The 23,648-nt window shown below is 59.7% G+C and carries 23 protein-coding genes and 1 pseudogene; 18 read left to right on the forward strand and 6 right to left on the reverse strand.

The annotated features are described in order from the left end of the window. The first annotated feature begins 142 nt into the window (after positions 1 to 142). From gpmI to NIT7645_RS11570, 3 genes are read left to right on the forward strand one after another with little or no spacing between them, the layout of a single operon-like run. Positions 143 to 1,663, forward strand: coding sequence for a 2,3-bisphosphoglycerate-independent phosphoglycerate mutase (gene gpmI, locus NIT7645_RS11560; RefSeq protein ID WP_008561013.1), 1,521 nt, complete (start codon positions 143 to 145; stop codon positions 1,661 to 1,663). Further along, positions 1,660 to 2,829, forward strand: a complete 1,170-nt coding sequence (locus tag NIT7645_RS11565; protein ID WP_050687176.1) for a murein hydrolase activator EnvC family protein — start codon at positions 1,660 to 1,662, stop codon at positions 2,827 to 2,829. Before gpmI ends, NIT7645_RS11565 begins: the two co-directional genes overlap by 4 nt. A gap of 3 nt (positions 2,830 to 2,832) precedes the next feature. Then, positions 2,833 to 4,176 (forward strand): S41 family peptidase, encoded by a 1,344-nt coding sequence (locus NIT7645_RS11570; RefSeq protein WP_037302584.1) that lies wholly within the window; start codon positions 2,833 to 2,835, stop codon positions 4,174 to 4,176. 77 nt (positions 4,177 to 4,253) lie between these two features. Here the strand turns inward: NIT7645_RS11570 and NIT7645_RS11575 are convergent, their stop codons facing one another. Then, positions 4,254 to 5,114, reverse strand: coding sequence for a helix-turn-helix domain-containing protein (locus tag NIT7645_RS11575; protein ID WP_050687178.1), 861 nt, complete (start codon positions 5,112 to 5,114; stop codon positions 4,254 to 4,256). 87 nt (positions 5,115 to 5,201) lie between these two features. Here NIT7645_RS11575 and pobA point away from each other — a divergent pair, with 87 nt between their 5' ends. Next, positions 5,202 to 6,383 (forward strand): 4-hydroxybenzoate 3-monooxygenase, encoded by a 1,182-nt coding sequence (gene pobA, locus NIT7645_RS11580; protein ID WP_008562026.1) that lies wholly within the window; start codon positions 5,202 to 5,204, stop codon positions 6,381 to 6,383. A gap of 4 nt (positions 6,384 to 6,387) precedes the next feature. On the opposite strand, the gene NIT7645_RS11585 is transcribed toward pobA, so the two are convergent. After that, positions 6,388 to 7,047, reverse strand: a complete 660-nt coding sequence (locus tag NIT7645_RS11585) for an NAD(P)-dependent oxidoreductase (protein WP_008562095.1) — start codon at positions 7,045 to 7,047, stop codon at positions 6,388 to 6,390. A gap of 191 nt (positions 7,048 to 7,238) precedes the next feature. Here NIT7645_RS11585 and NIT7645_RS11590 point away from each other — a divergent pair, with 191 nt between their 5' ends. The 9 genes and pseudogenes from NIT7645_RS11590 to NIT7645_RS11635 all read left to right on the forward strand — a co-directional run bounded on the left by NIT7645_RS11590 (position 7,239) and on the right by NIT7645_RS11635 (position 15,586). Then, positions 7,239 to 8,168, forward strand: a complete 930-nt coding sequence (locus NIT7645_RS11590) for an ABC transporter ATP-binding protein (protein ID WP_008561676.1) — start codon at positions 7,239 to 7,241, stop codon at positions 8,166 to 8,168. Beyond that, positions 8,165 to 8,926 carry an ABC transporter permease gene (locus NIT7645_RS11595; protein ID WP_008561051.1) on the forward strand — a complete coding sequence of 254 codons (762 nt, stop codon included), beginning with the start codon at positions 8,165 to 8,167 and terminating at the stop codon, positions 8,924 to 8,926. Before NIT7645_RS11590 ends, NIT7645_RS11595 begins: the two co-directional genes overlap by 4 nt. Before the next feature lie 161 nt (positions 8,927 to 9,087). Then, positions 9,088 to 9,885 (forward strand): S49 family peptidase, encoded by a 798-nt coding sequence (locus NIT7645_RS11600; protein WP_008561487.1) that lies wholly within the window; start codon positions 9,088 to 9,090, stop codon positions 9,883 to 9,885. A 174-nt stretch (positions 9,886 to 10,059) separates the two neighbouring features. Continuing rightward, complete coding sequence (locus NIT7645_RS11610; protein WP_008561879.1) at positions 10,060 to 11,004, forward strand: calcium/sodium antiporter; 945 nt, start codon at positions 10,060 to 10,062, stop codon at positions 11,002 to 11,004. Between the two features lie 37 nt (positions 11,005 to 11,041). Next, positions 11,042 to 11,827 (forward strand): annotated as a pseudogene (locus tag NIT7645_RS11615) (SDR family oxidoreductase); the annotation flags it as partial. A gap of 313 nt (positions 11,828 to 12,140) precedes the next feature. Next, entirely contained in the window at positions 12,141 to 14,030 is a 1,890-nt protein-coding gene (gene uvrC / locus NIT7645_RS11620; protein ID WP_037302987.1) for an excinuclease ABC subunit UvrC, read from the forward strand. A 174-nt stretch (positions 14,031 to 14,204) separates the two neighbouring features. Further along, on the forward strand, positions 14,205 to 14,876 hold the full coding sequence (gene pgsA, locus NIT7645_RS11625) for a CDP-diacylglycerol--glycerol-3-phosphate 3-phosphatidyltransferase (RefSeq protein ID WP_008562034.1): 672 nt from the start codon (positions 14,205 to 14,207) through the stop codon (positions 14,874 to 14,876). Continuing rightward, positions 14,876 to 15,121 (forward strand): molybdopterin converting factor subunit 1, encoded by a 246-nt coding sequence (gene moaD, locus NIT7645_RS11630; protein ID WP_008559796.1) that lies wholly within the window; start codon positions 14,876 to 14,878, stop codon positions 15,119 to 15,121. The genes pgsA and moaD overlap by 1 nt, the downstream gene beginning before the upstream one ends. Before the next feature lie 3 nt (positions 15,122 to 15,124). Beyond that, positions 15,125 to 15,586 (forward strand): molybdenum cofactor biosynthesis protein MoaE, encoded by a 462-nt coding sequence (locus NIT7645_RS11635; protein ID WP_008560206.1) that lies wholly within the window; start codon positions 15,125 to 15,127, stop codon positions 15,584 to 15,586. 44 nt (positions 15,587 to 15,630) lie between these two features. Here the strand turns inward: NIT7645_RS11635 and NIT7645_RS11640 are convergent, their stop codons facing one another. From NIT7645_RS11640 to ubiA, 3 genes are all read right to left on the reverse strand, one after another. Beyond that, entirely contained in the window at positions 15,631 to 15,945 is a 315-nt protein-coding gene (locus NIT7645_RS11640) for a hypothetical protein (RefSeq protein ID WP_008560517.1), read from the reverse strand. A 15-nt stretch (positions 15,946 to 15,960) separates the two neighbouring features. Continuing rightward, on the reverse strand, positions 15,961 to 17,844 hold the full coding sequence (locus NIT7645_RS11645; RefSeq protein ID WP_008560115.1) for an OmpA family protein: 1,884 nt from the start codon (positions 17,842 to 17,844) through the stop codon (positions 15,961 to 15,963). Between the two features lie 75 nt (positions 17,845 to 17,919). Beyond that, a complete protein-coding gene (gene ubiA / locus NIT7645_RS11650; RefSeq protein ID WP_008558773.1) occupies positions 17,920 to 18,882 on the reverse strand; it encodes a 4-hydroxybenzoate octaprenyltransferase in 963 nt (320 codons plus the stop codon). 11 nt (positions 18,883 to 18,893) lie between these two features. Here ubiA and NIT7645_RS11655 point away from each other — a divergent pair, with 11 nt between their 5' ends. The 5 genes from NIT7645_RS11655 to NIT7645_RS11675 all read left to right on the forward strand — a co-directional run bounded on the left by NIT7645_RS11655 (position 18,894) and on the right by NIT7645_RS11675 (position 22,886). Further along, complete coding sequence (locus tag NIT7645_RS11655) at positions 18,894 to 19,622, forward strand: 16S rRNA (uracil(1498)-N(3))-methyltransferase (protein WP_050687180.1); 729 nt, start codon at positions 18,894 to 18,896, stop codon at positions 19,620 to 19,622. Further along, a complete protein-coding gene (locus tag NIT7645_RS11660; protein ID WP_050687182.1) occupies positions 19,619 to 20,512 on the forward strand; it encodes a GNAT family N-acetyltransferase in 894 nt (297 codons plus the stop codon). The genes NIT7645_RS11655 and NIT7645_RS11660 overlap by 4 nt, the downstream gene beginning before the upstream one ends. Continuing rightward, the gene (locus NIT7645_RS11665; protein WP_008559828.1) at positions 20,509 to 21,036 is read left to right on the forward strand and encodes a hypothetical protein; all 528 of its coding nucleotides are present in this window, start codon (positions 20,509 to 20,511) and stop codon (positions 21,034 to 21,036) included. Before NIT7645_RS11660 ends, NIT7645_RS11665 begins: the two co-directional genes overlap by 4 nt. Positions 21,037 to 21,099: 63 nt before the next feature. After that, positions 21,100 to 22,470 carry a glutamate--cysteine ligase gene (locus NIT7645_RS11670; protein WP_008561563.1) on the forward strand — a complete coding sequence of 457 codons (1,371 nt, stop codon included), beginning with the start codon at positions 21,100 to 21,102 and terminating at the stop codon, positions 22,468 to 22,470. Between the two features lie 161 nt (positions 22,471 to 22,631). Next, positions 22,632 to 22,886, forward strand: coding sequence for a hypothetical protein (locus tag NIT7645_RS11675; RefSeq protein WP_008560287.1), 255 nt, complete (start codon positions 22,632 to 22,634; stop codon positions 22,884 to 22,886). Between the two features lie 99 nt (positions 22,887 to 22,985). Here NIT7645_RS11675 and NIT7645_RS11680 read toward each other — a convergent pair whose 3' ends face one another. Further along, positions 22,986 to 23,462 (reverse strand): YHS domain-containing (seleno)protein, encoded by a 477-nt coding sequence (locus tag NIT7645_RS11680; RefSeq protein WP_008562461.1) that lies wholly within the window; start codon positions 23,460 to 23,462, stop codon positions 22,986 to 22,988. Positions 23,463 to 23,648 lie beyond the last annotated feature (186 nt).

Raw genomic sequence — 23,648 nt, forward strand, 5'->3', positions numbered from 1 at the left:
GGCAAGGGCACGCGGCGGGTCTTGGCTGCCTTCCGCTGTTTCCCAATGCCCGGCAAAGCTGTAGAAGGCAGTAAACCCGGTCTGTGGATGGCCCCGAGCAATCCGGCCAGACCCGCACCAGCGCAAAGTGGAGCCTATAGCGATGTCGATCCCCAAACCTGTTGTTCTGTGTATTCTTGACGGCTGGGGCAGCAGTGATGTGGGAACGGCCAACGCACCGGTCTTGGCCAATACGCCAACCTTCGATGCCATCATGGCCAAGGGTCCGCAGGCACGTCTGATCACCCATGGTCCCGATGTTGGCCTGCCCAGCGGGCAAATGGGCAACTCTGAGGTTGGGCACACCAATATCGGCGCTGGCCGCGTGGTTGCGATGGATCTGGGGCAGATTGACCTCGCGATCGAGGACGGATCTTTTTACGACAACGAGGCATTGCAGGCTTTTATCGCTGAGCTCAAGGCAAGCGGTGGTGCGGCCCATCTGATGGGGCTTGTCTCCGACGGGGGGGTACATGGCCATGTGACCCACATACTGGCGGCGATAAAGGCGATCCGTGATGCGGGCGTGCCGGTGTGGCTCCATGCGATGACAGACGGGCGGGACGTGGCCCCGAAATCTGCACTGGGATATCTTGAGCAGCTGGAAACCGAAATGGCAGAAGGCGCGCGCATTGCCACTGTAACGGGCCGCTACTACGCCATGGACCGGGACAACCGCTGGGAACGTGTCAGCCAGGCCTATGAGGCGATGATCAAGGGGAAGGGGCAGTTCACGGCCAGTTCCGCCATTGCTGCGGTCGAGGCGAGCTATGGGCGCGAGGAGCTTGATGAATTCGTCAAGGCCACGGTCATCGACGGCTATGAGGGGGTTCGCGATGGCGATGGCATCTTCTGCCTGAACTTCCGTGCAGACCGGGCGCGGGAAATTCTGCGGGCCATTGGCGAACCGGATTTCGCAGAATTCGAAACCGGCCCGCGCCCTGCTCTGGCTGGGCTTTTGGGGATGGTGGAATATTCGGCGGGTCACAATGCCTATATGAACACAGCCTATCCCAAGCGTGAGATTGTCAACACACTGGGGGAATGGGTCGCAAAACAGGGCAAACGCCAGTTCCGCCTCGCCGAGACGGAAAAATACCCCCATGTCACCTTCTTTCTCAATGGCGGCAAGGAGCAGCCGGAAGAAGGCGAAGACCGTTACATGCCCAAATCGCCCAAGGTTGCGACCTATGATCTGCAGCCCGAAATGTCCGCCCCCGAAGTCACGGCGAAATTCGTCGAGGCGATCGAGGCTGGATACGATCTGATCGTAACCAATTACGCAAACCCCGATATGGTCGGCCATACCGGTGATCTGGATGCTGCGATCAAGGCGTGTGAAGCGGTGGATGAGGGGCTGACACAAGTGGTCGCCGCCCTCAAAGCCGCGGGTGGCGCCATGATCGTCACCGCTGACCACGGCAACTGCGAGGTCATGGTGGATCCTGAAACCGGCGGTGCACATACGGCGCATACAACCAACCTGGTTCCTGTCGCACTGGTTGGTGGCCCGGAAGGCGCATCGCTGCGCAATGGCCGTCTTGCGGATCTCGCGCCGACTTTGTTGGCATTGATGGGGCTCGAAAAACCCGAGGAAATGACAGGGGAGAGCCTGCTGGCATGATCAGAACAGCCGCGATCCTGTCTGGCTTTCTGTGCCGCGCAGGCCTTGGCCTTGCGCTGCTGATGGGGCTGACACCTGCACAGGCGGCAGACAATCCAGCGCGCGCCGCTCAGGCCGCAGCAGATCAGCTGGAAGCGGCAACCATTGCGCTGCAAGAGGCAGAAAGCGCCCGTGATCGTGTGGCCGCATTGACCGAGACGGTACGGGCCTACGAAGCCGGGTTGGCAGCCATGCGCGACGGCTTGCGTCGGGTTGCGCAGCGCGAGAGCCAGCTGGCCGCGCAACTGGCTGCGCGTGAAGATGACGTGGCAGATCTGCTTGGTGTGCTGCAGATGATCGAAACCTCGCCGCCGCCCGTTTTGATGCTGCACCCTTCTGGCCCGCTTGGGGCCGCGCGTTCTGCGATGACACTGGCCGAGGTGACGCCTGCGCTGCAATCGCGCGCCACTGCTCTGAAACGGGATCTGCAAGAGGTCCAGACCTTGCGGGTGTTGCAGCAAAGCGCGGCCAACACGTTGCAGGATGGGTTGAACGGCGTGCAGGACGCGCGCGTGCAACTGTCTGCGGCGATTGCGGACCGGACCGGCTTGCCCCGTCGCTTCACGCAGGATCCTGTGCGGACCGCCATCCTGATCTCCTCGACCGAGACATTGAGCGGCTTTGCCAGTGGTCTGGCCGAGATTACCGAGGGTGAGATCAGCAAAAGCGACGCCGATATCAGCGCCCTGCGTGGCGATATCGCACTGCCAGTCGAAGGGCTGGTCTTGCGGGGGTATGGCGAAAAGGATGCCGCAGGTATTGCGCGGCCCGGATGGTTGGTTGCTGCGCGCCCCCGCGCATTGGTTGTCTCTCCCACAGCGGCTACGATCCGCTATCAGGGGCCGCTTTTGGATTTGGGCAATGTCGTCATTCTGGAGCCGCAGCCCGAAACGCTGTTTGTGTTGTCCGGCTTGGCAGAGGTCTATGGCAGCGCGGGTGAAGTGATCCCGGCAGGAACACCTGTTGGGCTGATGGGCGGCGACAGCCCGGAAATCGGCGCCATATTGTCACTAAGCGGTGAAGGGGCTGGAACTGACCGCACAGAAACGCTCTATATAGAAGTGAGAATGGACAACAGTCCGGTGGACCCCGAAACCTGGTTCCGCACCGACAAGGATGGAAATTAGTTCATGAGAAAATTCGCGATGGCCGCAGTGGGCGGCACGCTGGCAGGGATCCTTGCCACCACCTACGTAGCTGAGCCGCTCCTGGCGCAGGAAGGCAGCCGAGAGGCCAGCGTTTACGAACAGCTGGACCTGTTCGGGGACATCTTTGAACGCATCCGCGTGCAATATGTCGAAGAAGTTGATGAAACAGAGCTGATCGAAGCCGCCATCGGCGGCATGCTGTCCTCTCTGGACCCGCATTCCAGTTACCTGTCGCCGGACGACGCGGCCAACATGCGCGTGCAGACGCGGGGTGAATTTGGTGGCCTCGGCATCGAGGTCACGCAGGAAGAGGGCTTTGTCAAAGTTGTCTCACCGATCGACGGTACCCCGGCGGATGAGGCGGGCATGGAAGCCGGCGATTTCATCACCCACGTGGACGGTGAGAGCGTTCTGGGGCTTGCGCTGGACGAAGCGGTCGATCTGATGCGCGGACCGGTCGGCTCGGAGATTGTCATCACCGTCGTGCGCGAAGGCGAGGCAGAGCCATTTGACGTCTCAATCATCCGCGACACGATCAAACTGACCGCAGTCCGGGCCCGGACTGAGGACGAAACCGTCGTGCTGCGCCTGACCACTTTCAATGACCAGACTACCCCCAATCTGGAAGCGGGGCTGGAAAAGCAGCTGGAAGAAGCCGGTGGCATCGACAATGTGAATGGCATCGTACTGGACCTGCGCAACAACCCCGGTGGTCTGCTGACGCAGGCGATCAAGGTGGCTGATGCCTTCCTTGACAGCGGTGAAATCGTCTCGACCCGTGGTCGCGACCCCGAAGACGGAGAGCGCTTCAATGCGACGCCGGGCGATTTGGTGAACGGCAAGCCGATTGTGGTGCTGATCAATGGCGGGTCTGCATCGGCGTCGGAAATTGTTGCGGGTGCGCTGCAGGATCATCGTCGCGCGATTGTTGTTGGGACCAAATCCTTTGGTAAGGGGTCGGTTCAGACCGTCATGCCGCTGAAGGGCGATGGCGCGATGCGCCTGACGACCGCGCGTTACTACACGCCGTCGGGCCGTTCTATCCAGGCATTGGGCGTGTCGCCCGATATCGTCGTCGAACAGCCGCGTCGCAACCCTAACGCAGAGGCCGAGGAAGAGGATGCATCGACCAGCCGCCGCTCCCGTTCCGAAGCGGATCTGCGTGGTAGTCTCAACAACGACAGCCTGTCCGAGGATGAGATCCGCCAGATCGAGGAAGACCGTGCCAAGGCCGAAGCCGCAGCAGAGCGCCGCGAGCAGGATTATCAGCTGGCCTATGCGATCGATATCCTGAAGGGGCTGTCCAAGCTGGATCCGGCCGACTAACGCAAATCCGCGTGAACCAACTATTGAAACCGCTCCCATAAAGGGGGCGGTTTTTCTTTTTGGCGTCGCTGCTGACCCTAGCCTCCTGCTGTCATCTTCTGGCGAAAGCGTCTGGGCGGCTGGCCTGTTGCCTTTGCAAAGACCCGGCTGAAATGGGCAGGGTCGCTGAACCCCAACTCATAAGCCACCTCTGCTGCGCTCAGCGTTGTGTAGATCAAGAGCCGCCGCGCTTCGCGCAGCATCCGTTCATTGATGAGATGAGAGGCGGATTTACCCGTCTCCCGATGACAGACCCGGTTTAGATGAGTGGGAGACACTGCAAGCTCCGCTGCATATTCAGCCACGCCTTTGCGGCAGCGGAACGCCTGCTCCACCAACTCCTGAAAGCGAAAAAACAGCCTGTGGCCGCGCGGCCCGGATCCTTTGTGCTGCTGCGCTGAAATCGCGCGAACCACCATCCCGGCACAGGCACCAACCAGCCCGGTTAAAACCGGCGCCCGAAAGGGGGCGTGCTGACCATGCTCATGGGCAATGCACTCTATCATCTGCTGCAATCCTGGTTGCAGGGGGGCGATGCCGGGCATCTCCAGCGCGGTGCGCAGTTGGTCGTTGTGGCGCAGACAGTGGTCAAGCAGATCCGACGTGACCGTCAGAACCCAGCCATTTGTGTCGCTTTCAAATTGAAACCCATGAACAACGCCTCGCGGCAGATTAAGAAGGCAAGGTGGGGCGAGGGAGTGGTCTGTTCCGTCAATATTTGCGGTTCCACCACCTTCTGTCAGGATCAGGATCTGGTGTAGCCGATCATGGCGATGTGGGGTTAGTGACCAGTCATGCAAGGCTGATCTGGCTTCAATAGTCTCTATATGAAGCAGATCCGATAGTTCTCCGGTTTCTCCAAACAGACTGAATGTGTCGATATGTGCGGCTGCTGACATGTGCGAAATATACAAGAAATGGGCGGTTAGGTCTATTCGCAAACCGTCGGCTACAGGTCAGGGTAGGAGGGCGAACAGGAGATACCCATGCAGACAGAAAGCACCCAGGTAGCCATCATCGGCGGCGGGCCGTCGGGCCTGTTGTTGTCTCAGCTTCTCCACAAAGCCGGGATCGACACGATCGTGCTGGAGCGCCAGACCCGCGATTACGTGCTGGGTCGCATCCGGGCCGGGGTGCTGGAGACGGGGTTTGTCGAACTGCTGCGCAAATCCGGTGCGGGCGCGCGGATGGACCGCGAGGGAGAGATCCATCATGGGTTCCACATCGCCCATCAGGGGCGTCTGGACCGGATTGATCTTGCCCGCCACGCACAGGGCCAGACGGTGATGGTCTATGGTCAGACCGAAGTCACCCGCGACCTGTATGAGGCGCGTGATGCGATGGGCGGGCGCGTCCTGCATGAGGTGCAGGATGTGGTTCTGCACGATCTCAAGGGGGCGCAGCCTCATGTGACATTCATTCACGACGGCGCCGAACGACGGATCGATGCTACCTTCATCGTTGGGGCAGACGGTTTCCACGGTGTCAGCCGTAAATCGATCCCCGCTGATATCTTGCGGGAATATGAAAAGGTCTATCCTTTTGGCTGGCTCGGCATTCTGTCAGAGACCGCACCGGCCGCGCCTGAATTGATCTATGCCCGCCATGATCGCGGGTTTGCGCTTTGCTCCATGCGCAATTCCCGCCTCAGCCGGTATTACATCCAGGTCCCACTGAGCGACAAAGCGGAGGATTGGAGCGATGATGCGTTCTGGCAGGAGCTGAAACGCCGTCTGCCGAAGGCTGTCGCAGAGCAGATGGAAACCGGCCCCTCCATCGAAAAATCCATCGCGCCCTTGCGTAGTTTCGTGGCAGAGCCGATGCGCTATGGCGCATTGTTTCTGGCTGGCGACGCCGCTCATATCGTTCCGCCAACCGGTGCGAAGGGGCTGAACCTCGCGGCGTCGGATATTCACTACCTTTACGAAGGGTTTGCGGACTATTTCCTGCGCGGAGAGGCTGGCGGGCTCGACTCCTATTCTGCCAAAGCGCTCGCCCGGGTGTGGAAGGCAGAGCGCTTCAGCTGGTGGATGACCAGCCTGCTGCACCGCTTTCCGGATATGTCCCCGGCAGATCTGCGGTTGCAACAGGCCGATCTGGATTACCTGTTTTCCTCGGAGGCGGCGCAGACCTCGCTTGCGGAAAACTACGTCGGATTGCCGTACTGATGCTTCAAGCAGCCATGCCCCAGGCGACGGTCAGGCGCCGATTGGGTCTGCTGCTCTGTTCTGCCAGATCAATCAACGCACTGCCGAAGTCGGCAAAGGAAATTTCTGACTGCCCCTCGCTGTCGATGACAAGGGTATCCTGCCCCCAAGTGTAGCGCCCTTTGCGCGGACCATCGTGCAGCATTGCTGGCGGGCGCAGGCAGGTCCAGGCAACATCGGGGCGTGTGTCCAGCAGCGCGTCCTGTGCGGCACAGGCTTCGGCAATGGGGCGGACGCTGTCGGGCAGGAAATCAGGCGCGCTCAGGACGGTGTGGCCACTTCCATCGGCCAGCTTGAGCAGCGCAGCCCCTCCGGTCACAAGGATCGGAATATCTGCGGCTGATGCGGCCCCCAGTGCGGCGCGGGTCATGGGGATCAGCAGGGGTTCCTGTCCCTCGATTGGGCGCAATGCGCTGATGATCACATCGTGATTGCGCGCCAGATCTGCAAGGTCTTCCTGCATATCCAGCACATCCAGCGCCACCTGTTTGATCTGGTTGGATGCGCCAGCGACCAACGCATCAGGGCGGCGGGCTACAGCCGTGATCACGTGGCCTCGTTGAACAGCCTGGCAAAGGGTGGCACGACCCACATCACCAGTTGCGCCGAGCAGCAAAATCTTCATTGGAAACCTCTTTATCTTGATGTCGAGATAATATGTGGCGAATAGTTGTCTTGATGTCGAGATAAATTGACCTGCACGACTGCACAGTGCAATGCGCGTCTGTACACAGGGTTGCGCCAATCCAGACTGGTCGCCAACTGATGTTGGCGCTACCTTGCGCCGACGCGACACACATACGGAAAGGGGCCAGCATGGCAGCCATCCTGTCGATCAAAGATCTGCAAAAAACTTATGAAGGCGGGTTTCAGGCCCTCAAAGGCGTGAACCTGGATATCGAAGAGGGCGAGATTCTCGCTCTGCTGGGCCCCAATGGTGCCGGCAAAACCACATTGATCTCAACCATCTGCGGTATCACAACGCCCAGCTCCGGCTCGGTGACCGTTGGTGGACATGACATTCTCGAAGATTTTCGCGCCGCGCGCAGCCTGATTGGTCTGGTGCCGCAGGAGATCAATCTGGAACCCTTTGAAACCGTTTGGAACTCTGTCAGGTTTTCCCGTGGGCTCTTTGGCAAGCCTCGCAATGACGCGCTCATCGAAGAGATCCTGCGCAAGCTGTCCCTCTGGGACAAACGCAAGAGCCAGATCAAGGAACTGTCTGGTGGCATGAAGCGCCGGGTTCTTATCGCCAAAGCCCTGAGCCACGACCCGCGCATCCTGTTTCTCGACGAGCCGACCGCAGGGGTCGATGTCGAACTGCGCAAGGACATGTGGGATGTGGTGGCTGAGTTGAAGCGCGATGGCGTGACGATCATTCTCACGACCCACTACATCGAAGAGGCGGAGGCGATCGCGGATCGAGTTGGCGTCATTACCAGCGGCGAAATCCTTCTTGTGCAGGAAAAAGAACAGCTGATGCGTCAGCTTGGGCAAAAACAGCTGGAAGTGCAGTTGGTGGAAACCCTGAGCGAGGTGCCAGACCCCTTGCGCACCTATGGCGTCAGTCTGCGCGAAGACGGGCGCGCCCTCATCTACACTTATGACACCAACGCCGAACGTACAGGGATCACCGCCTTGCTGAACGAAGTCGCCGCAGCTGGGCTGACACTTGCGGATGTGCAGACGCGCCAATCCAGTCTTGAAGATATCTTTGTTGGACTGGTTTCAGGAGACAACACATGAACTGGACAGCAATAGCCGCAATCTACCGATTTGAAATGGCGCGCTTTTTCCGCACCCTGATGCAAAGCTTCCTGTCGCCTGTCTTGTCCACTTCACTTTATTTCGTGGTGTTCGGCGCGGCCATTGGCAGCCGCATCGATCAGGTGGAAGGCGTCGCCTACGGGGCCTTTATTGTGCCGGGGCTCATCATGCTGAGCGTGATGACCCAAGCGATATCAAACGCGTCTTTCGGGATCTATTTCCCAAAGTTCATCGGCACGATCTATGAACTTCTCTCTGCACCGGTGAACTTTCTCGAAATCGTGTTGGGCTATGTCGGCGCCGCCGCAACCAAGGCGCTGTTCATTGGCGTGGTGATCCTGATCACGGCTTCGTTGTTTGTCGATCTGACCATCGCCCACCCGTTCGCGATGATGCTGTTCCTGGTGCTGACCTGCGTGAGCTTTGCCCTGCTGGGGTTTATCATCGGGGTCTGGGCGAAGAACTTTGAACAGCTGCAGCTGGTGCCGCTTTTGATTGTCACGCCGCTGGTTTTCCTGGGGGGCTCTTTCTACTCGATCTCGATGTTGCCGACGATCTGGCAGAAAATCACCCTGTTCAATCCCGTGGTCTACCTGATCTCAGGTTTCCGCTGGTCCTTCTTTGGCACTTCGGATGTTCCGGTCGGCTTTAGCCTGTTGGCTATCGGGGGCTTTACCCTGCTGTGTCTGGGGGCAATCTGGTGGATCTTCAAAACCGGATGGCGCATCCGCGCCTGACCACGCTAGGCGCCAAAAATCAGACGATCTTGCAGGTTTGCGCGCAATGCGCCCGTCAGCGTTGCAAATTTGCCGGATCATAGTGGCTTTTTTGCTGATGGCCCCGGTTCGTTCCGGGGCCATCCCTTGTTTCAGGGCAGTCGGCATTCTACATCGGCGCCATGAAGCTCACTCTGCCCTTTTTGAAAAAACCGCCGCTTGTCGCTGTCGTGCGCCTTCAGGGTGCCATTGGCATGGCCGGACGCGGCGCGTTGAATGATGTGACGCTGGCCCCGGTTTTGGAGCGCGCGTTCCGCAAGGGCAAACCTGCGGCGGTCGCATTTGAGATCAATTCTCCCGGTGGGTCGCCGGTGCAGAGCGCGCTGATCGGCGCACGTATTCGCCGCCTCTCACAAGAGCTGAAAGTACCAACTCTCGCTTTTGTCGAGGATGTGGCGGCATCGGGCGGCTACTGGTTGGCGGCATCGGCAGACGAAATCTATGCGGATGACAGCTCTGTTGTGGGCTCTATCGGGGTAATCTCCGCAGGCTTTGGGGCACATGTCCTGCTGGCCCGCCAAGGCGTGGAGCGACGCGTCTACACCGCGGGTAAGAGCAAATCCATGCTGGACCCGTTCCGCCCGGAAAACCCCGAGGATGTGGCCCGCCTCAAGGAGCTGCTGGGCGACATCCACGAGAACTTCATCACCCACGTCAAAGATCGTCGCGGCGACAAGCTGGTTCAGGATCAGGATCTCTTTACCGGCGAGATCTGGCTCGGGCGTCGTGCCGTCTCCCTCGGTTTGATCGACGGGATCGATCACCTGCGACCAAAACTGCAGGCACGGTTCGGCGACAAGGTCCGCTTGCGCCGCTACGGGGTCAAGAAGCCGCTTCTGGGGCGGCTTGGCATGCAGGTGGCACAGGATGCCCTGTCCAGCATCGAGGAACGCGCCGAGTTTGCGCGGTTTGGCCTCTGACGTGATTTTTAAGATTGTTTCCCTGTTCCTTGTTGTGATGGCCGTGTTGGCCATGTTCGGCAAGTTGCGCTTGCCCGGCCAGAAACGACTGGCCTCCCGGCGGTGCAACAGCTGCGGCCGCTTCAAGATCGGAAAAGGCCCCTGTGCCTGCAAAAAGAATGGAGGGCCTCGGCAATGATGCCATGGCTTTTTTCTGCCCTCGGATTGGTGATCCTGCTCTTGGCAGGGGACGCGTTGGTGCGTGGCGCGGTGAACCTCAGCCTGCGGTTGGGTGTACCTGCGCTGATCGTCAGTCTGACCATCGTTGCCTTTGGCACCTCAGCGCCTGAACTGCTGATCGCGATCAGCGCGGTCGGGGACAACGCCGACGGCATCGCGCTTGGCAATGTCGTTGGCTCTAACACGGCGAATATTCTGCTGGTGCTGGGCATTCCCGCGCTGATGCGGGCCCTGCACACAAGCGAATGCGACACGCGCAAGAACTATGTCTTCATGCTGATGGCTTCGGTTCTGTTCATCGCGCTTGCTTTCCTAGGCGAGTTCACTGTGACGTCCGGCCTGATCCTGCTTGCCGCGCTGGCCTTTGTGCTGGGCGTTGCCTTTCGCGAGGCCCGCGCGCATCGCAAGAATGGCAAGGACAGCGACCTTGATGACATCGAAGAGGCCGATCCGGACATGCCGTATTGGCGGATCGGGATATATCTGCTCCTCGGTCTGATTGGCCTGCCACTTGGTGCGGATCTCCTGGTCGACAACGCCTCGATCATTGCCCGCATGTACGGCGTCACCGACACGGTGATCGGCCTGACGCTTGTCGCTATCGGCACCTCTCTGCCGGAACTCGCCACCACCGTTATGGCAGCGCTGCGCCGACAGGCCGATGTCGCGCTTGGCAATGTCATCGGGTCCAACATGTTCAACCTGCTTGCGATCATTGGCATCGCGACTTTTGTGGGTCCGATCACCGTGGATCCGGCATTCCTGCGCGTGGATCTGTGGGTGATGCTTGGGGCGTCTCTCGTGCTGGTGCCGTTTGTCTTTTTCAAAAAGGACATTACCCGCACCTGGGGGATCATTTTGTCGGCCATTTATGTGGTCTACCTGGTACAGCTGTTCTAGCTTTTAGGTCCGGGGCCAACCCCGGACTGAAAAAGAGGAGAGCAGGATGCGGGCATTGGTTACAGGCGCAGGCAAACGCCTCGGGCGTGCCATGGCGCTGGAACTGGCACGACGGGGCTATGACGTGGCCGTGCATTACGCCAGTTCGCAGGAGGCGGCAGAACAAACTGCCGCAGATGTTCGGGATCTGGGCTGCAATGCGCAAACTCTTCGTGCGGACCTGCTGAAAGAGGCAGAGACCGAAACCCTGCTGCCCGCAGCAGCCGAGGCACTGGGCGGCCCGATCACCTGCCTCATCAACAACGCGTCCATCTTTGAATTCGACGATATCCAAACCGCCAGCCGCGATAGCTGGGACCGGCACATGGAAAGCAATCTTCGCGCGCCGTTCATCCTGACCCAGCGGCTTGCTGCTCAGGATCTCCATTTGCAATACAGTGCGGATGGGCGTCCGCTGGCCTCCGCTCTCGTTGTGAACATGATTGATCAGCGGGTGCGCAAACTCACGCCCGAGTTCATGACCTACACACTCGCCAAGTCAGCGCTTTGGACCCTGACGCAAACCAGCGCTCAGGCGCTCGCGCCACGGATAAGGGTAAATGCAATTGGCCCCGGGCCAACCCTGCGTGGCCCCCGCCAGAGCGAGGAACAGTTCGCCAAACAATGCGCCAGCACGCTCTTGCAACGTGGTGCCGACCCGGATGAGATCACCACAGCCTTGGCTTATCTGCTGGATGCCAAAGCTGTGACTGGACAAATGATCTGCGTCGATAGCGGTCAGCATCTGAGCTGGCAAACCCCGGATGTGGTTGGGTTGGAGTGACCAGAATACAGGGCGGTTCAAAAGTGGTAGCGCCGAAGTTGTGCACGTCGGATTAAGCAGTCGCAAAACCGTTACAGAAACTCATTTGAAATCATAAACTTGTCCGATGTCCACAAAAGTTTCCTTTTAAAACAGCTGGTTATACTTCTGCCTATTTTTTGTGCAAACGATGGAAACCGGCCAAAAATAAGGAAAAATGGCGGATAGCCATAAGATATTACCAGACTTATCCACAGCTTTGGTGGATTTGTTCACGGTTGATCCTGCCGCCCGAACATTGCAGACCGACAAGGGGAATCATACATCTGCGGCCATGACAGAACAGCACTCTGACACAGCACCCGAACCCGAGCGCAAAGCACCGCGAACCGGCTATGGCGTGATCCAGGATTATCTCAAGACTCTGGACAACTCGCCTGGCGTGTATCGCATGCTGGATAGCGAGAGCCGGGTTCTTTATGTGGGCAAAGCCCGCAACCTGCGGGCGCGGGTGTCAAACTATTCCCGGCCTGGCCATTCTCCGCGGATCGAGAAAATGATCTCGCTGACCGCCTCCATGATGTTCCTGACCACGCGGACAGAAACAGAGGCGCTGCTGCTGGAACAGAACCTGATCAAGCAGCTGAAGCCCAAGTACAACGTGCTGCTGCGCGACGATAAGAGCTTTCCCAATATTCTGGTGGCCAAGGATCACGCCTTTCCCCAGATCAAGAAACATCGCGGAACGCGCCGGGAAAAGGGCAGCTATTTCGGTCCCTTCGCCAGCGCCGGGGCGGTGAACCGAACGCTCAATCAGCTGCAAAAGGCGTTTCTTTTGCGCAACTGCAGCAATGCGATGTTTGAAAGTCGCACCCGGCCGTGCCTGCAGTATCAGATCAAACGCTGCACCGCGCCTTGTACCGGCGAAATCTCGGCAGAGGACTACGCAGCCTCTGTCCGCGATGCAGAACGCTTTCTTTCCGGGCGCTCAACCAAGATCCAGGAAGAGCTGGCCGAGCAGATGGCCGAGGCCTCCGAAGCCATGGAATTCGAGCGCGCCGCCGCGCTGCGCGACAGGATCAAGGCCCTGACCCAAGTGCAGACCTCGCAGGGCATCAACCCTCGCGGCGTGGCAGAGGCTGATGTGATCGGCCTGCATATAGACAGCGGTCAGGCCTGCGTTCAGGTCTTCTTCATTCGGGCCAATCAAAACTGGGGCAACCAGGATTTCTACCCGCGCCTTAGCGGTGATGTCGCTGCGGCCGAGGTGATGGAGGCCTTTCTGGGCCAGTTCTACGACAACAAGGAACCGCCACGGCAATTGATCCTGTCGGATGAGATCGAAAATTGTGACCTGATGGAGCAGGCCCTCAGTGAAAAGGCCGGCCGCAAAGTAGAGATCCTTGTGCCTCAGCGCGGTGAAAAGACCGAACTGGTGGCAGGTGCCGTGCGCAATGCACGGGAATCGCTGGCTCGCCGGATGGCGGAAAGCGCGACGCAGGCCAAACTGCTGCGCGGCGTTGCGGATGCCTTTGGACTGGAGGGGCCGCCACAGCGGATCGAAGTCTACGACAACTCGCACATTCAGGGCAGCCATGCGGTTGGGGCGATGATCGTCTCTGGCCCCGAAGGTTTCATGAAAAACGCCTACCGCAAATTCAACATCAAGGGGGATGAGCTGACGCCGGGCGATGACTTTGGCATGATGAAAGAGGTGCTGAACCGTCGTTTTTCCCGCTTGCTCAAGGAAGACCCCGACAAGGAAAAAGGCCTCTGGCCGGACCTGCTGCTGATCGACGGTGGGGCTGGGCAGGTCTCTGCTGTGGCAGAGATCATGGCAGAGCGCGGCGTTGACGACATTCCCATGGTTGGCGTTGCCAAGGGGGTGGATCGCGATCACGGCAAGGAAGAATTCCATCGCCTCGGAGAGCGACCTTTCGCGCTGCAACGCAATGATCCGGTGCTCTATTTCGTGCAGCGCCTGCGTGACGAGGCCCACAGATTCGCGATCGGCACGCATCGGGCGAAACGGGCCAAGGCAATGGGCGCGAACCCGCTGGATGAGGTGCCGGGAGTGGGGGCCGCGCGCAAACGGGCGCTTCTTGCGCATTTCGGCAGCGCCAAGGCCGTGAGCCGCGCCAACCTTGCGGATCTCACCGCGGTAGAGGGGGTCTCGGCTGCGCTGGCCCAGCGTATTTATGATTTCTTCCACACGCAGGGCTGACCAGATGGACAGGCACTGCCACATGGCATGGGCTCCTTGGGCGGCGCCTGTATCATTCCGGTGCAAGACCCTGACTTTCTGGTCAAAAGATCGCTTTGCGTCAGGATGTCCATCTCGCGCAGATTTTGATTTGTTGCGCTTTCCACCTGCATCGCAGCGGGCTAGTGTGCAGCCATGAAATGGACTGTCCCGAATATCCTGACCCTGATGCGGCTGCTTGCGGCCCCCGGTCTTGCGATCATGTTCCTGTATTTCTCGCGGCCTTATGCGGATTGGTTTGCCCTGATCCTGTTCGTGAGCGCTGCGATTACGGATTGGTTTGACGGCTACCTGGCACGTGCCTGGAAGCAGGAAACCAAACTGGGGGCGATGTTGGATCCGATTGCGGACAAGGCGATGGTTGTCATTGCTCTGATGATCCTTGTCGGGTTTTCGGCTGAACACTGGACGCCCTGGCTGGTGCTGCCTGCCACGATCATCCTGTTCCGCGAGGTCTTTGTGTCCGGCCTGCGAGAATATCTGGGCGACACAGCGGGGACGCTCAAGGTCACCAACCTCGCCAAATGGAAGACAACCGCCCAGATGGTCGCAATTGCGACCCTGTTTTCACAGGGCATATTCGAGCACTATCTGGTGATGTCGTCCTTTGGGATGGATGATCTGTTGATCGACCAAATTCTGCGTGGGCAGGTCAGTGATGAACTTGGATTGCGCTGGAAGCTGGAAGGCATGGTCTGGACCGGACGTGTCGGACTTGTCCTGCTGACAATCGCCGCCGCGCTCACCCTCATCACCGGCGCGGACTATCTGCGCAAGGCTATGCCGCATCTGAAGGAGACCCGTTGATGGATATTCTCTATTTCGCTTGGGTGCGTGAACGCATTGGCCTCCCCAAAGAACGGGTGGAAACCTCTGCCGCCACTGTGCGGGAACTGGTGGCGGAACTGAGCGCGCGTGAAGACCGCTATGCCGTGGCCTTTTCTGATCTGTCCGCACTACGGGTGGCTCTCGATCAGGATCTCTCTGATTTCGACGCTCCGCTTGATGGCGTCCGCGAAGTGGCTTTCTTCCCGCCGATGACCGGGGGCTGATCCATGCGCATTGCCGTTCAGGATGGTCTTTTCGACATCGGAGAGGAAAGCAACCGCTTTGCGGCGGGGCTCTCGGACAGTGGCGCCAATGCCGGTGCCATCGTGACCTTTACTGGCGTGGTGCGGGGATCGGACAACGGCGATATGGTCGCGATGGAGATCGAGCATTATCCGGGGATGACGGAACGCGCGATCCGCAAGATTGCGGATGAGGCAATGGCTCGTTGGTCTCTTGCGGATGTACTGGTCATTCACCGTCATGGCCGTCTCGTGCCCGGCGAACAGATCATGATGGTCGCCACAGCGTCGCGCCACCGGCTGCACGCCTTTGAGGCGGCTGAATTCCTGATGGACTATCTGAAGTCCCGCGCCCCTTTCTGGAAAAAAGAGCTGTTGCAGGATGGGGCAGGGAACTGGGTCGAGGCAAAGGACAGCGACGAAGAGGCGCTGGACCGCTGGGCCTAGGCCCGCGGCGCGCGTCGTTTCCATCTCGTCAGATCAGATCGCCGTCAGCTGTGCAACTGGGCGCGTAGTTCTTCCGCTTCGCGTCGCGCATCACGCAAACCGTCCATCGCAGCGCGCAGCTCTGCTTCGGTCTGTGCCAGTTGGTTGGACAACTCCGATTCCCGCTGTTGCAGATAGGTGATCGCCTGATCGCGGGTTTCCTCTGCTTCATGCAGCTCCTGGCTCATCCGGTCCAGATCGGCAACATCGCTTTGCTTCACCCGGGTGAAACGATGGACCAGCCAGTTGGCAAACCAACCCATCGCAAAAGCAACAAACAGGATGATGGCAGTGGTGATGATGAACTCGGTTCTGTTCATTGGGCCAAGTCTCTCCTATTCGCTGTCGTCAGCCGATTCCGGCGCTGAGGCCGCGGCATCAAGGGTGGTTTCGCTGGTCGGGTCTGTCGCCGCCGGGCGGATCAGGCGGAATTCGATGCGACGGTTGGCTTCGCGACCTTCTTCGGTGTCGTTTGTGGCAATTGGGGTGCTTTCGCCATAGCCCTTGGCGGAAAAGCTGGACGTGACGATGCGTCGATCCCGCAACTCGTTCAGAACCGATTGCGCGCGCGCCTGGCTGAGATTCTGGTTCATCTCTTCGCGCCCCTGGCTGTCGGTGTGTCCCTGGATTTCCAGTCGCACGCCGTCACAGCGCGCCAAGATGTCGGCGATCTGGTCAAGGGTATCACGGCTGCCGGCGGCCACCGTGGCGGAACCGGGCTCAAAGGTGATCTTGGAAACCGTCTGTACCGCCGCCAGTTCAGCCTCGCACAGCTCTGGCGACATCGGTTTGTCGGCAGGTTCAGGAGGCTCTTCATAGGTGACGTTCAGATCATAGCTTTCGGCTTCGCCCAGTTTTTCGGACAACAGTTTGGCGATTTCCGTGGGGGCGTCTTCTCGGTGGCTCATGCCGGTCAGCTGCAGACTGTCTGGCATGACTGACACGGCGCCCCGCTCAAGAAAGGACAGCGCCTCTAGCCCGGCCAATACCCGCACCGGCCAGTCCACAGGCAGGTCATCGACAACCCGCGTGGCGCTGTAGACGTTGCCGCTGCCAAACCGCGCCTTTGCATAGCTTGTGGAAATCTCGCGCAGGGCCTCGTCAGAAATCCGTCCGCGCAGCTGAACCTGCCCTTCCGGGCTGAGGGTGGCAACAAACTCGGAGGGGCCTTGGGCCGTATCCGTTTCCGGCTCGGGCAGAACTGCATGCACGGCAAAAACCTGTGGCAGCGCGCTTTCCAGCTCGCCCACCACGGTATCAAACAACGCAGGCGCCGTACCCTCGGCGGCGACCAGCGTCATGTCTGCATTGGCAATCGTCACCGATCCGCCGCCCAGTTCCGCCAGCGCGCCGATGCCCAGCTCTGCTGCACGTGCCCAATTGGGAGAGGGCACACCCATGCCGATCACACAGTCGAAACTGCCGTCATATCCCGCCTTTTTCGCGGCCCGCAGAATACGGTCGCGGCTCAGTTCGCTCTCGGCAGAGCAGGCGTCAAACTGTCCGCCGTTCTCGTCAATGCTATAGCGCAGGGTGAACGGCGTGATGACCGGACGCGGGGCCGCAATATCCAGCGAGAGCCGCAGACCGGCAGGTGCCATGCGGTTCAGGCGCTTTTCGATCTGCTCCTTTGCCTCGGCGCTGTCGGAAATCGCGGTGACCGAAACCTCCTGCGCTTCAACCGAGATCTTTGAACGCGGCAGCAGGCTCAGCGCATCCAGGGCGAATTCAACTGCATCCATCCAGCCGGTGGGGGCCGTGTAGTTTGCCGTTTCCAAAAGGTCCGCGACCTGATCGGCACCGGCAATGGTGTTCAGCCGTTCGATCACGTCGTCACGGTTGGTCGCCCGCGGGATCAGGCCGATGATCGACACGCCGCTGTCATTGCGCAGGATCTCAACCGAAAAACGGGGCGGTGCGATGCCTTTGGAGGGGGTGACCTCCATGTCGTCAATGATGCGGGCCGCATCCACCACGCCACCGACAAGCGAGATCACCCCAAAGCGGGTGGCTTCGTCCGGGGCGGTGCCGTTCAAAATGACCCGCAGGCCATCGGCGGTGACTTCGGCCCAAGTGTATCCTGCCTTGTCCAGCTCGCGCCTTACGGCTGTTTCACTGCCTGCTTCGATCCCCGTGACGGCAAACCCGGCCACAACCAGGCTCAGAGCCGCAGCTCCGGTGAAGGTCAGGCCAGATATAAGAAGCGAGGATAGACGCATGTGTCAGCGGGTCTCCGTTTGGCGGCCGCAGAAACGGCTTTCAGAAGTCTTACAGGGGCAATGTGGCAGGTTCAATCACGCGAACAAGGCTGCAGCAAAGAAGATGAGCGGAATCAAGCCGGTATCGCGGTTGAGCCGGAACAGTTGCAAAAGCCTGTCACCATTTTCGGCATCAAAGGCACGCAGCTGCCACGTCATGTGCCATCCCATCGCCCAGGGGCCAACCAGCGCAAGGACCAAGGCAAGCACAGAGCCGTTGGGCTGTACGGCCATGATGACCGCCAGCGCCATCAGGCTTACGGTGGCGACAATAAAGCGGCGCAGCCACATTGGCGTATCGGTGCCAAACAGGCGCGCCGTGGATTTGACGCCAATCAGCGCATCATCTTCGGTGTCCTGATGGGCATAGATCGTGTCATAAAACAGCGTCCAGGCAATGCCTGCCAAATACAGAACCACGGCAGGCCAGTTCAGCGTTCCGGTATGGGCAACCCACGCCAGCATGGCGCCCCAGTTGAACGCCAGTCCCAGAAACACTTGGGGCCACCAGGTAAAGCGTTTGGCAAATGGGTAGATCGCAACCGGGAACAGGGCAAGAATACCCATCGCGACCGTCGCCTGATTAAAGCTCAGCAAGATGGCGAAAGAAATCAGCGCCTGTAGCCCCATCCAGATCACGGCACCTTTGACCGTGACCTGACCGGACGGGATCGGGCGCGAGCGCGTGCGCTCCACCTGACCGTCGAAATTGCGGTCGGTGATGTCATTCCACGTGCAGCCAGCGCCGCGCATCAGCCAGGATCCAGCCGCGCAGGCGACAAAGATCCAAAGATCTTCCCAACGCGGACTTTGGTCCCACAGGATCGCCAGTGCCAAACCCCACCAGCAGGGGATCAGCAAAAGCCATGTGCCGATTGGCCGGTCTGCCCTGCTCAGCCGCAGGTAGGGGCGGCTCCAGGCGGGTGCGCGTCGGTCGACCCAATTGTCTTTGACAGCATCTGCGACCTGTCCATCTGGTGTTGGCGTCCCGCCTTGCATATGTATGCCTCATGAGTGCAAAGATCAGACTGTATGTAGAGCACCCACTGGGGGCAGGGCAATCGGTTCCTCTGGACCGCGATCAGGCGCATTATCTCTTTGGGGTCATGCGGCAGGCGGTTGGGGGACAGGTGTCTCTGTTCAATGGGCGCGATGGAGAGTGGCGGGCCGAGATCGCCGAAGCAGGCAAGCGCAATGGGCTGCTCGTCTGTCAGGAGCAATCGCGGCCTTTGATGCTGCCGCCGGATCTGTGGCTTCTGTTTGCTCCGATCAAAAAGGCGCGCACCGATTTCATCGTGGAAAAAGCCGCTGAAATGGGGGCCGCACGGATCCTGCCGGTCCAGACCGATTTCACCAACTCTGACCGCATCCGCCAGGACAGGTTGCAAGCCCATGCCGTAGAGGCCGCAGAACAATGCGGCGGCACCTATGTGCCGGAGGTGGCAGAGCTGCAGAAACTGTCACGCGTGCTGGACCAATGGCCGCAGGAGCGACAGCTGATGTTCTGTGACGAGGCAGAGGTCGGCACGGCCCTGACCCTTGCTGCCGCAGATCACGCCAAGGCCCCGTGGGCCATCGTCATCGGACCAGAGGGCGGTTTTTCCGAGGAAGAGCGCAAACGCCTTCATGGTCTGCCCCAATCCCATGTGGTGAGCCTTGGGCCGCGTATTTTGCGGGCGGATACGGCAGCGGTTGCAGCGCTGACGATCTGGCAGCAAGCCTATGGTGACTGGGGGTGACATGGCGTCTGGCACAGTCGGAGGAGCAGCGCGCGATTGAGGCGTTTCTCTCCCGCCATGTGGCCAGCTCCATGTTCCCGCTCACCAACCTTCGCGATCACGGCCTTTCTGGAACCGCGCCCAAGGCCATGAAGGTCTGGCTGCGTGGTGCGCCGAACAATGGTGTCGCTGGGCTGACCAATGACGGTACGCTGCTTATTCAGGCGCCAATGGCCACGGACGCGGACTGGCGGTCAATGCAGGCCCTTGTCGAGGCACAGCTGGCAGGCCGACCGCAGACAGGGGTTCTTGGCGCGACCGACCAGCTACGCCGCTATCTTGCCGCCACCGGGCTCGCAGCCCGCGCAACGCGACTGAACCGCGATGAACCCGGATTGGCGCTGGACCTTGGGGATCTTGACCTGACGTGCCTGAACCGCCCGGCGCTGGCGGGCGCGGTCCTAATGCCAATTTCGGCAGCACCGCGACCCATGCTGGTGCAATGGCGCGCGGCGTATCATCAGGAAGTGCTGGGCACCCCCGCAGCAGAGGCGGTGGCGATGGCGTCTGCGGATATCGACAGCTATCTTCTGCGTGACAGTCATCGCATTTTGTCGGTCGGGCCGAAATGGGTTGCGATGACGGGATTTAACGCACAACTTCCCGGGGTGGTTCAGATCGGCGGTGTCTACACGCCCCCGGACATGCGCGGTCGCGGCTACGCGCGGGCAGCCCTTGCTCTCCACCTGCAGCAGGCCGCCCGCAAAGGCACCGAAAAAGCGGTGCTTTTTGCAGCAGGCGACGCTGCTGTCAGGGCCTATCAGGCAATTGGCTTTCGCCAGATTGAGGGCTACTCTCTGGTCTTGTTTGACCCGTCCAACGCCACAGCGGCAAAGGAGCCATCAACATGAGCTTCATCCGTCCCGAGGCCCGCGCCGCCCTATGGCGTTGGCGTGAATTGCTCCTTGCGGGCTCCACGGGCCTCCTGGGCCTGACATGGGCGCTGGGGTCGTACGGGGTTCTGGCGCTGACGGGGTGGGCCCTGATCGTGATCGCTGTCATCATCGCAGTGATCGGCGCGCAGCGGCTGCGTTTTCGTTTGGGGGCGGGGGGACCTGGCGTTGTTCAGGTGGATGAAGGGCAGGTTGCATATTTCGGTCCTTTGACGGGCGGCGGCATTGCCCTGTCCGAGCTGGAGCGTTTGACATTGGACCACACCGCCAAACCCGCACATTGGCTGCTGGAGCAACCGGGGCATGGCACCTTGGCCATCCCGGTCAACGCAACCAACAGCGATGCGCTCTTTGATGCTTTTGCGTCGCTGCCTGGTTTGCGAGTAGAGCGAATGCTGGCAGAATTGCACGGCAAAGGCACTCACCAGGTCGTGATCTGGGAGCGCGCTTCAACCAGACCTGCCCAGCACAGGTTGCATTGACACCGCGCGAAATTGCGACCACGACTGGCACCTCAATACGGATAACCTCACGGAGAGCCCCAGATGTCTATCCCTCAATCCGGCGGCGGGCCGATCGAACGGCACGAGCAATTGGCGGAATATCTCGCATCGGGATGCAAACCGCGCGATCAATGGCGCATCGGCACCGAACATGAGAAATTCGGCTACTGCAAGGACACGCTGAAGCCGCTCCCGTTTGAGGGAACCCGCTCTATCGTGGCCGTTCTGGAAGGTCTGCGGGATCGTCACGGCTGGTCCGAGATACGCGAAGCGGGCAAGCTGATCGGTCTGGAAAAAGACGGTGCAAATGTCTCGCTTGAGCCGGGTGGCGCGCTGGAGTTGTCGGGTGCCCCACTAGAGACGATCCACGAAACCTGCGACGAGGTGAACACCCACCTGCGCGAGGTAAAGGATATCGCCGACGAAATTGGCGTCGGCTTTATCGGCCTTGGCGCCGCGCCGATCTGGTCGCACGACGAAATGCCGTTGATGCCGAAGGGGCGCTATAAGCTGATGGATGCCTATATGGGCAAAGTCGGCACCATGGGACGCACCATGATGCGCCGTACCTGTACCGTTCAGGTGAATCTTGATTTTGGTTCTGAGGCGGACATGGTGCAGAAAATGCGCGTGGCCATCGCACTGCAGCCTGTCGCCACGGCGCTTTTTGCCAACTCCCCTTTCCTTGAAGGCAAACCAAACAATCACAAATCCTGGCGCTCGCGCGTCTGGCGCGATCTGGATGCAGACCGTACCGGCATGGTGCCTTTCGTGTTCGAAGAGGGCTTCGGCTTTGAACGCTGGGTGCAATATGCCCTCGATGTGCCGATGTATTTTGTCTACCGCGATGGCGAATACATTGATGCACTTGGCATGTCCTTCCGCGATTTCCTCAAGGGTGAGCTGCCCGCCCTTCCCGGTGAAACCCCGACACTCAGTGATTGGGCCGACCACCTGACCACCGCCTTCCCCGAGGCGCGGATCAAGAAATACATGGAAATGCGCGGTGCTGATGGTGGCCCCTGGCGTCGTCTTTGTGCTCTGCCTGCATTCTGGGTGGGGATGATGTACGATCAGTCCAGCCTCGATGCGGCCTGGGATCTGGTCAAGGGCTGGGATGCCGAGACCCGCGAGGCGCTGCGGGTTGCGGCCTCAGAGCAGGGCCTGCAGGCGCAGGTCGGTGCCATCAACATGCACGACCTCGCCCGCGAAGTGGTTGCCATCTCCGAAGCCGGCCTGAAGGCCCGTGGCCGCGCCGGCGCAGGGGGCTTGGTGCCGGATGAGACCCATTTCCTCAACGCGCTGAAAGACAGCATTGAAACTGGCAAGGTGCCCGCAGACGAGCTGCTTGATCGCTATAACGGCGATTGGAATGGCGATCTGACACGGATTTATGCGGACTACAGCTACTGATCCGTCGACCGCACGCAAACGTACAAAGGGCGCCCTCATGGGCGCCTTTTTCTTTGCCGTGATTGGTGCAGAACCCCTGCTTTTCCCCGCAACCGGAGTCTTGCCTGCCAGACGTGGGAGCCATAGAGGAGCGGTCTGTCTATGGCTTGAAAGATATTGATATGGGAAATTTCTTCATCTCAGCGTTTGAGAAACTGGTCGGCGTTGTTGTCGTTCTTCTGCTGATTGCGGTGCTTGGCGGCGCCGTTCTGGCAGCGATGCAGCCTGGAGGCGGCGGTGTGCTCGCAGCGCTTGGCGTTCTGGTGATCGGGACACTCTATGTGATCCTGATTGCAGGATCGCTCTATCTGGCGCTTGGGATCTACAACAACACCAAACGCACCGCTGAGGCGATCGAGCGACTGGCGTCCAAGTAATCGGGCTTGCAACAGCACCAGCCCGGTTGGGAAAAGAATACGGCGGCAGGGTATCCTGCCGCCGTAAGACATGCGTGAGTGGGGCCATTCAGCCTTGGCTTACTGCTCCAGCAGTTCTGCGGGAGATTTGTCTTCGATGTTGTCCCAGTTCACGTCTGCTTTCTCGATGAAACCGGGGATGTCCTGCGCCCAGCGTTCCTGGATGTCCTTGGACAGGTTCAGGTACAGAACGTCGTCGACAATTTTCCACTGGTTCGGGTCGCCGTCGAATTTGAAGCCCATCGCCGCACCAAAGGCACAGTAGCCACCGTATGCCGGGATGTAGGCTTCGGGGTTGGCTTCGAACAGGGCCTTGTTTTCTTCGGTTGCGAACCAGTAGGTCGCATCGTCAAAAGACGAGGTCACCTTGTAGGAGCCTTTGGTGGGCTCACCTGCGTTGAAGTAGGCAACCGGGTCATAGCCCTGCATTGCGAGGCCGGTCGAGGAGGCGTTGATATCCACGCCAGCGGCCAGTGCGGAGGTTGCCAGTGCGACGGAGAGAGCGATACCACCCAGGAAAGATTTTGCTTTGGTCATCGGTTTGAGCCTTTCGATGTGTCGGGCGATCAGGGCGCCCTATGTTGGAATGGGTAAGTTTGTGCGTACTGAAATTCTGGTCTTCGAAATGCGGCCTGTTTGGCCATGAACTGCAGTTGGGGATTTTCCTGCTCACATTCAAAACAACTGATTTTGAATGCGCACAGATGCACAGAACCCTTGCGC

Origin of the sequence: Phaeobacter italicus (genome assembly GCF_001258055.1) — a bacterium.
In the GTDB taxonomy this organism is placed as follows: domain Bacteria; phylum Pseudomonadota; class Alphaproteobacteria; order Rhodobacterales; family Rhodobacteraceae; genus Phaeobacter; species Phaeobacter italicus.

Bases quoted from the DNA above. Each gene is read 5' to 3' on its own strand.
- gpmI (WP_008561013.1), top strand. From the start codon at position 143: ATGTCGATCCCCAAACCTGTTGTTCTGTGTATTCTTGACGGCTGGGGC.
- NIT7645_RS11565 (WP_050687176.1), top strand. From the start codon at position 1,660: ATGATCAGAACAGCCGCGATCCTGTCTGGCTTTCTGTGCCGCGCAGGC.
- NIT7645_RS11570 (WP_037302584.1), top strand. From the start codon at position 2,833: ATGAGAAAATTCGCGATGGCCGCAGTGGGCGGCACGCTGGCAGGGATC.
- NIT7645_RS11575 (WP_050687178.1), bottom strand. From the start codon at position 5,114: ATGTCAGCAGCCGCACATATCGACACATTCAGTCTGTTTGGAGAAACC.
- pobA (WP_008562026.1), top strand. From the start codon at position 5,202: ATGCAGACAGAAAGCACCCAGGTAGCCATCATCGGCGGCGGGCCGTCG.
- NIT7645_RS11585 (WP_008562095.1), bottom strand. From the start codon at position 7,047: ATGAAGATTTTGCTGCTCGGCGCAACTGGTGATGTGGGTCGTGCCACC.
- NIT7645_RS11590 (WP_008561676.1), top strand. From the start codon at position 7,239: ATGGCAGCCATCCTGTCGATCAAAGATCTGCAAAAAACTTATGAAGGC.
- NIT7645_RS11595 (WP_008561051.1), top strand. From the start codon at position 8,165: ATGAACTGGACAGCAATAGCCGCAATCTACCGATTTGAAATGGCGCGC.
- NIT7645_RS11600 (WP_008561487.1), top strand. From the start codon at position 9,088: ATGAAGCTCACTCTGCCCTTTTTGAAAAAACCGCCGCTTGTCGCTGTC.
- NIT7645_RS11610 (WP_008561879.1), top strand. From the start codon at position 10,060: ATGATGCCATGGCTTTTTTCTGCCCTCGGATTGGTGATCCTGCTCTTG.
- uvrC (WP_037302987.1), top strand. From the start codon at position 12,141: ATGACAGAACAGCACTCTGACACAGCACCCGAACCCGAGCGCAAAGCA.
- pgsA (WP_008562034.1), top strand. From the start codon at position 14,205: ATGAAATGGACTGTCCCGAATATCCTGACCCTGATGCGGCTGCTTGCG.
- moaD (WP_008559796.1), top strand. From the start codon at position 14,876: ATGGATATTCTCTATTTCGCTTGGGTGCGTGAACGCATTGGCCTCCCC.
- NIT7645_RS11635 (WP_008560206.1), top strand. From the start codon at position 15,125: ATGCGCATTGCCGTTCAGGATGGTCTTTTCGACATCGGAGAGGAAAGC.
- NIT7645_RS11640 (WP_008560517.1), bottom strand. From the start codon at position 15,945: ATGAACAGAACCGAGTTCATCATCACCACTGCCATCATCCTGTTTGTT.
- NIT7645_RS11645 (WP_008560115.1), bottom strand. From the start codon at position 17,844: ATGCGTCTATCCTCGCTTCTTATATCTGGCCTGACCTTCACCGGAGCT.
- ubiA (WP_008558773.1), bottom strand. From the start codon at position 18,882: ATGCAAGGCGGGACGCCAACACCAGATGGACAGGTCGCAGATGCTGTC.
- NIT7645_RS11655 (WP_050687180.1), top strand. From the start codon at position 18,894: ATGAGTGCAAAGATCAGACTGTATGTAGAGCACCCACTGGGGGCAGGG.
- NIT7645_RS11665 (WP_008559828.1), top strand. From the start codon at position 20,509: ATGAGCTTCATCCGTCCCGAGGCCCGCGCCGCCCTATGGCGTTGGCGT.
- NIT7645_RS11670 (WP_008561563.1), top strand. From the start codon at position 21,100: ATGTCTATCCCTCAATCCGGCGGCGGGCCGATCGAACGGCACGAGCAA.
- NIT7645_RS11675 (WP_008560287.1), top strand. From the start codon at position 22,632: ATGGGAAATTTCTTCATCTCAGCGTTTGAGAAACTGGTCGGCGTTGTT.
- NIT7645_RS11680 (WP_008562461.1), bottom strand. From the start codon at position 23,462: ATGACCAAAGCAAAATCTTTCCTGGGTGGTATCGCTCTCTCCGTCGCA.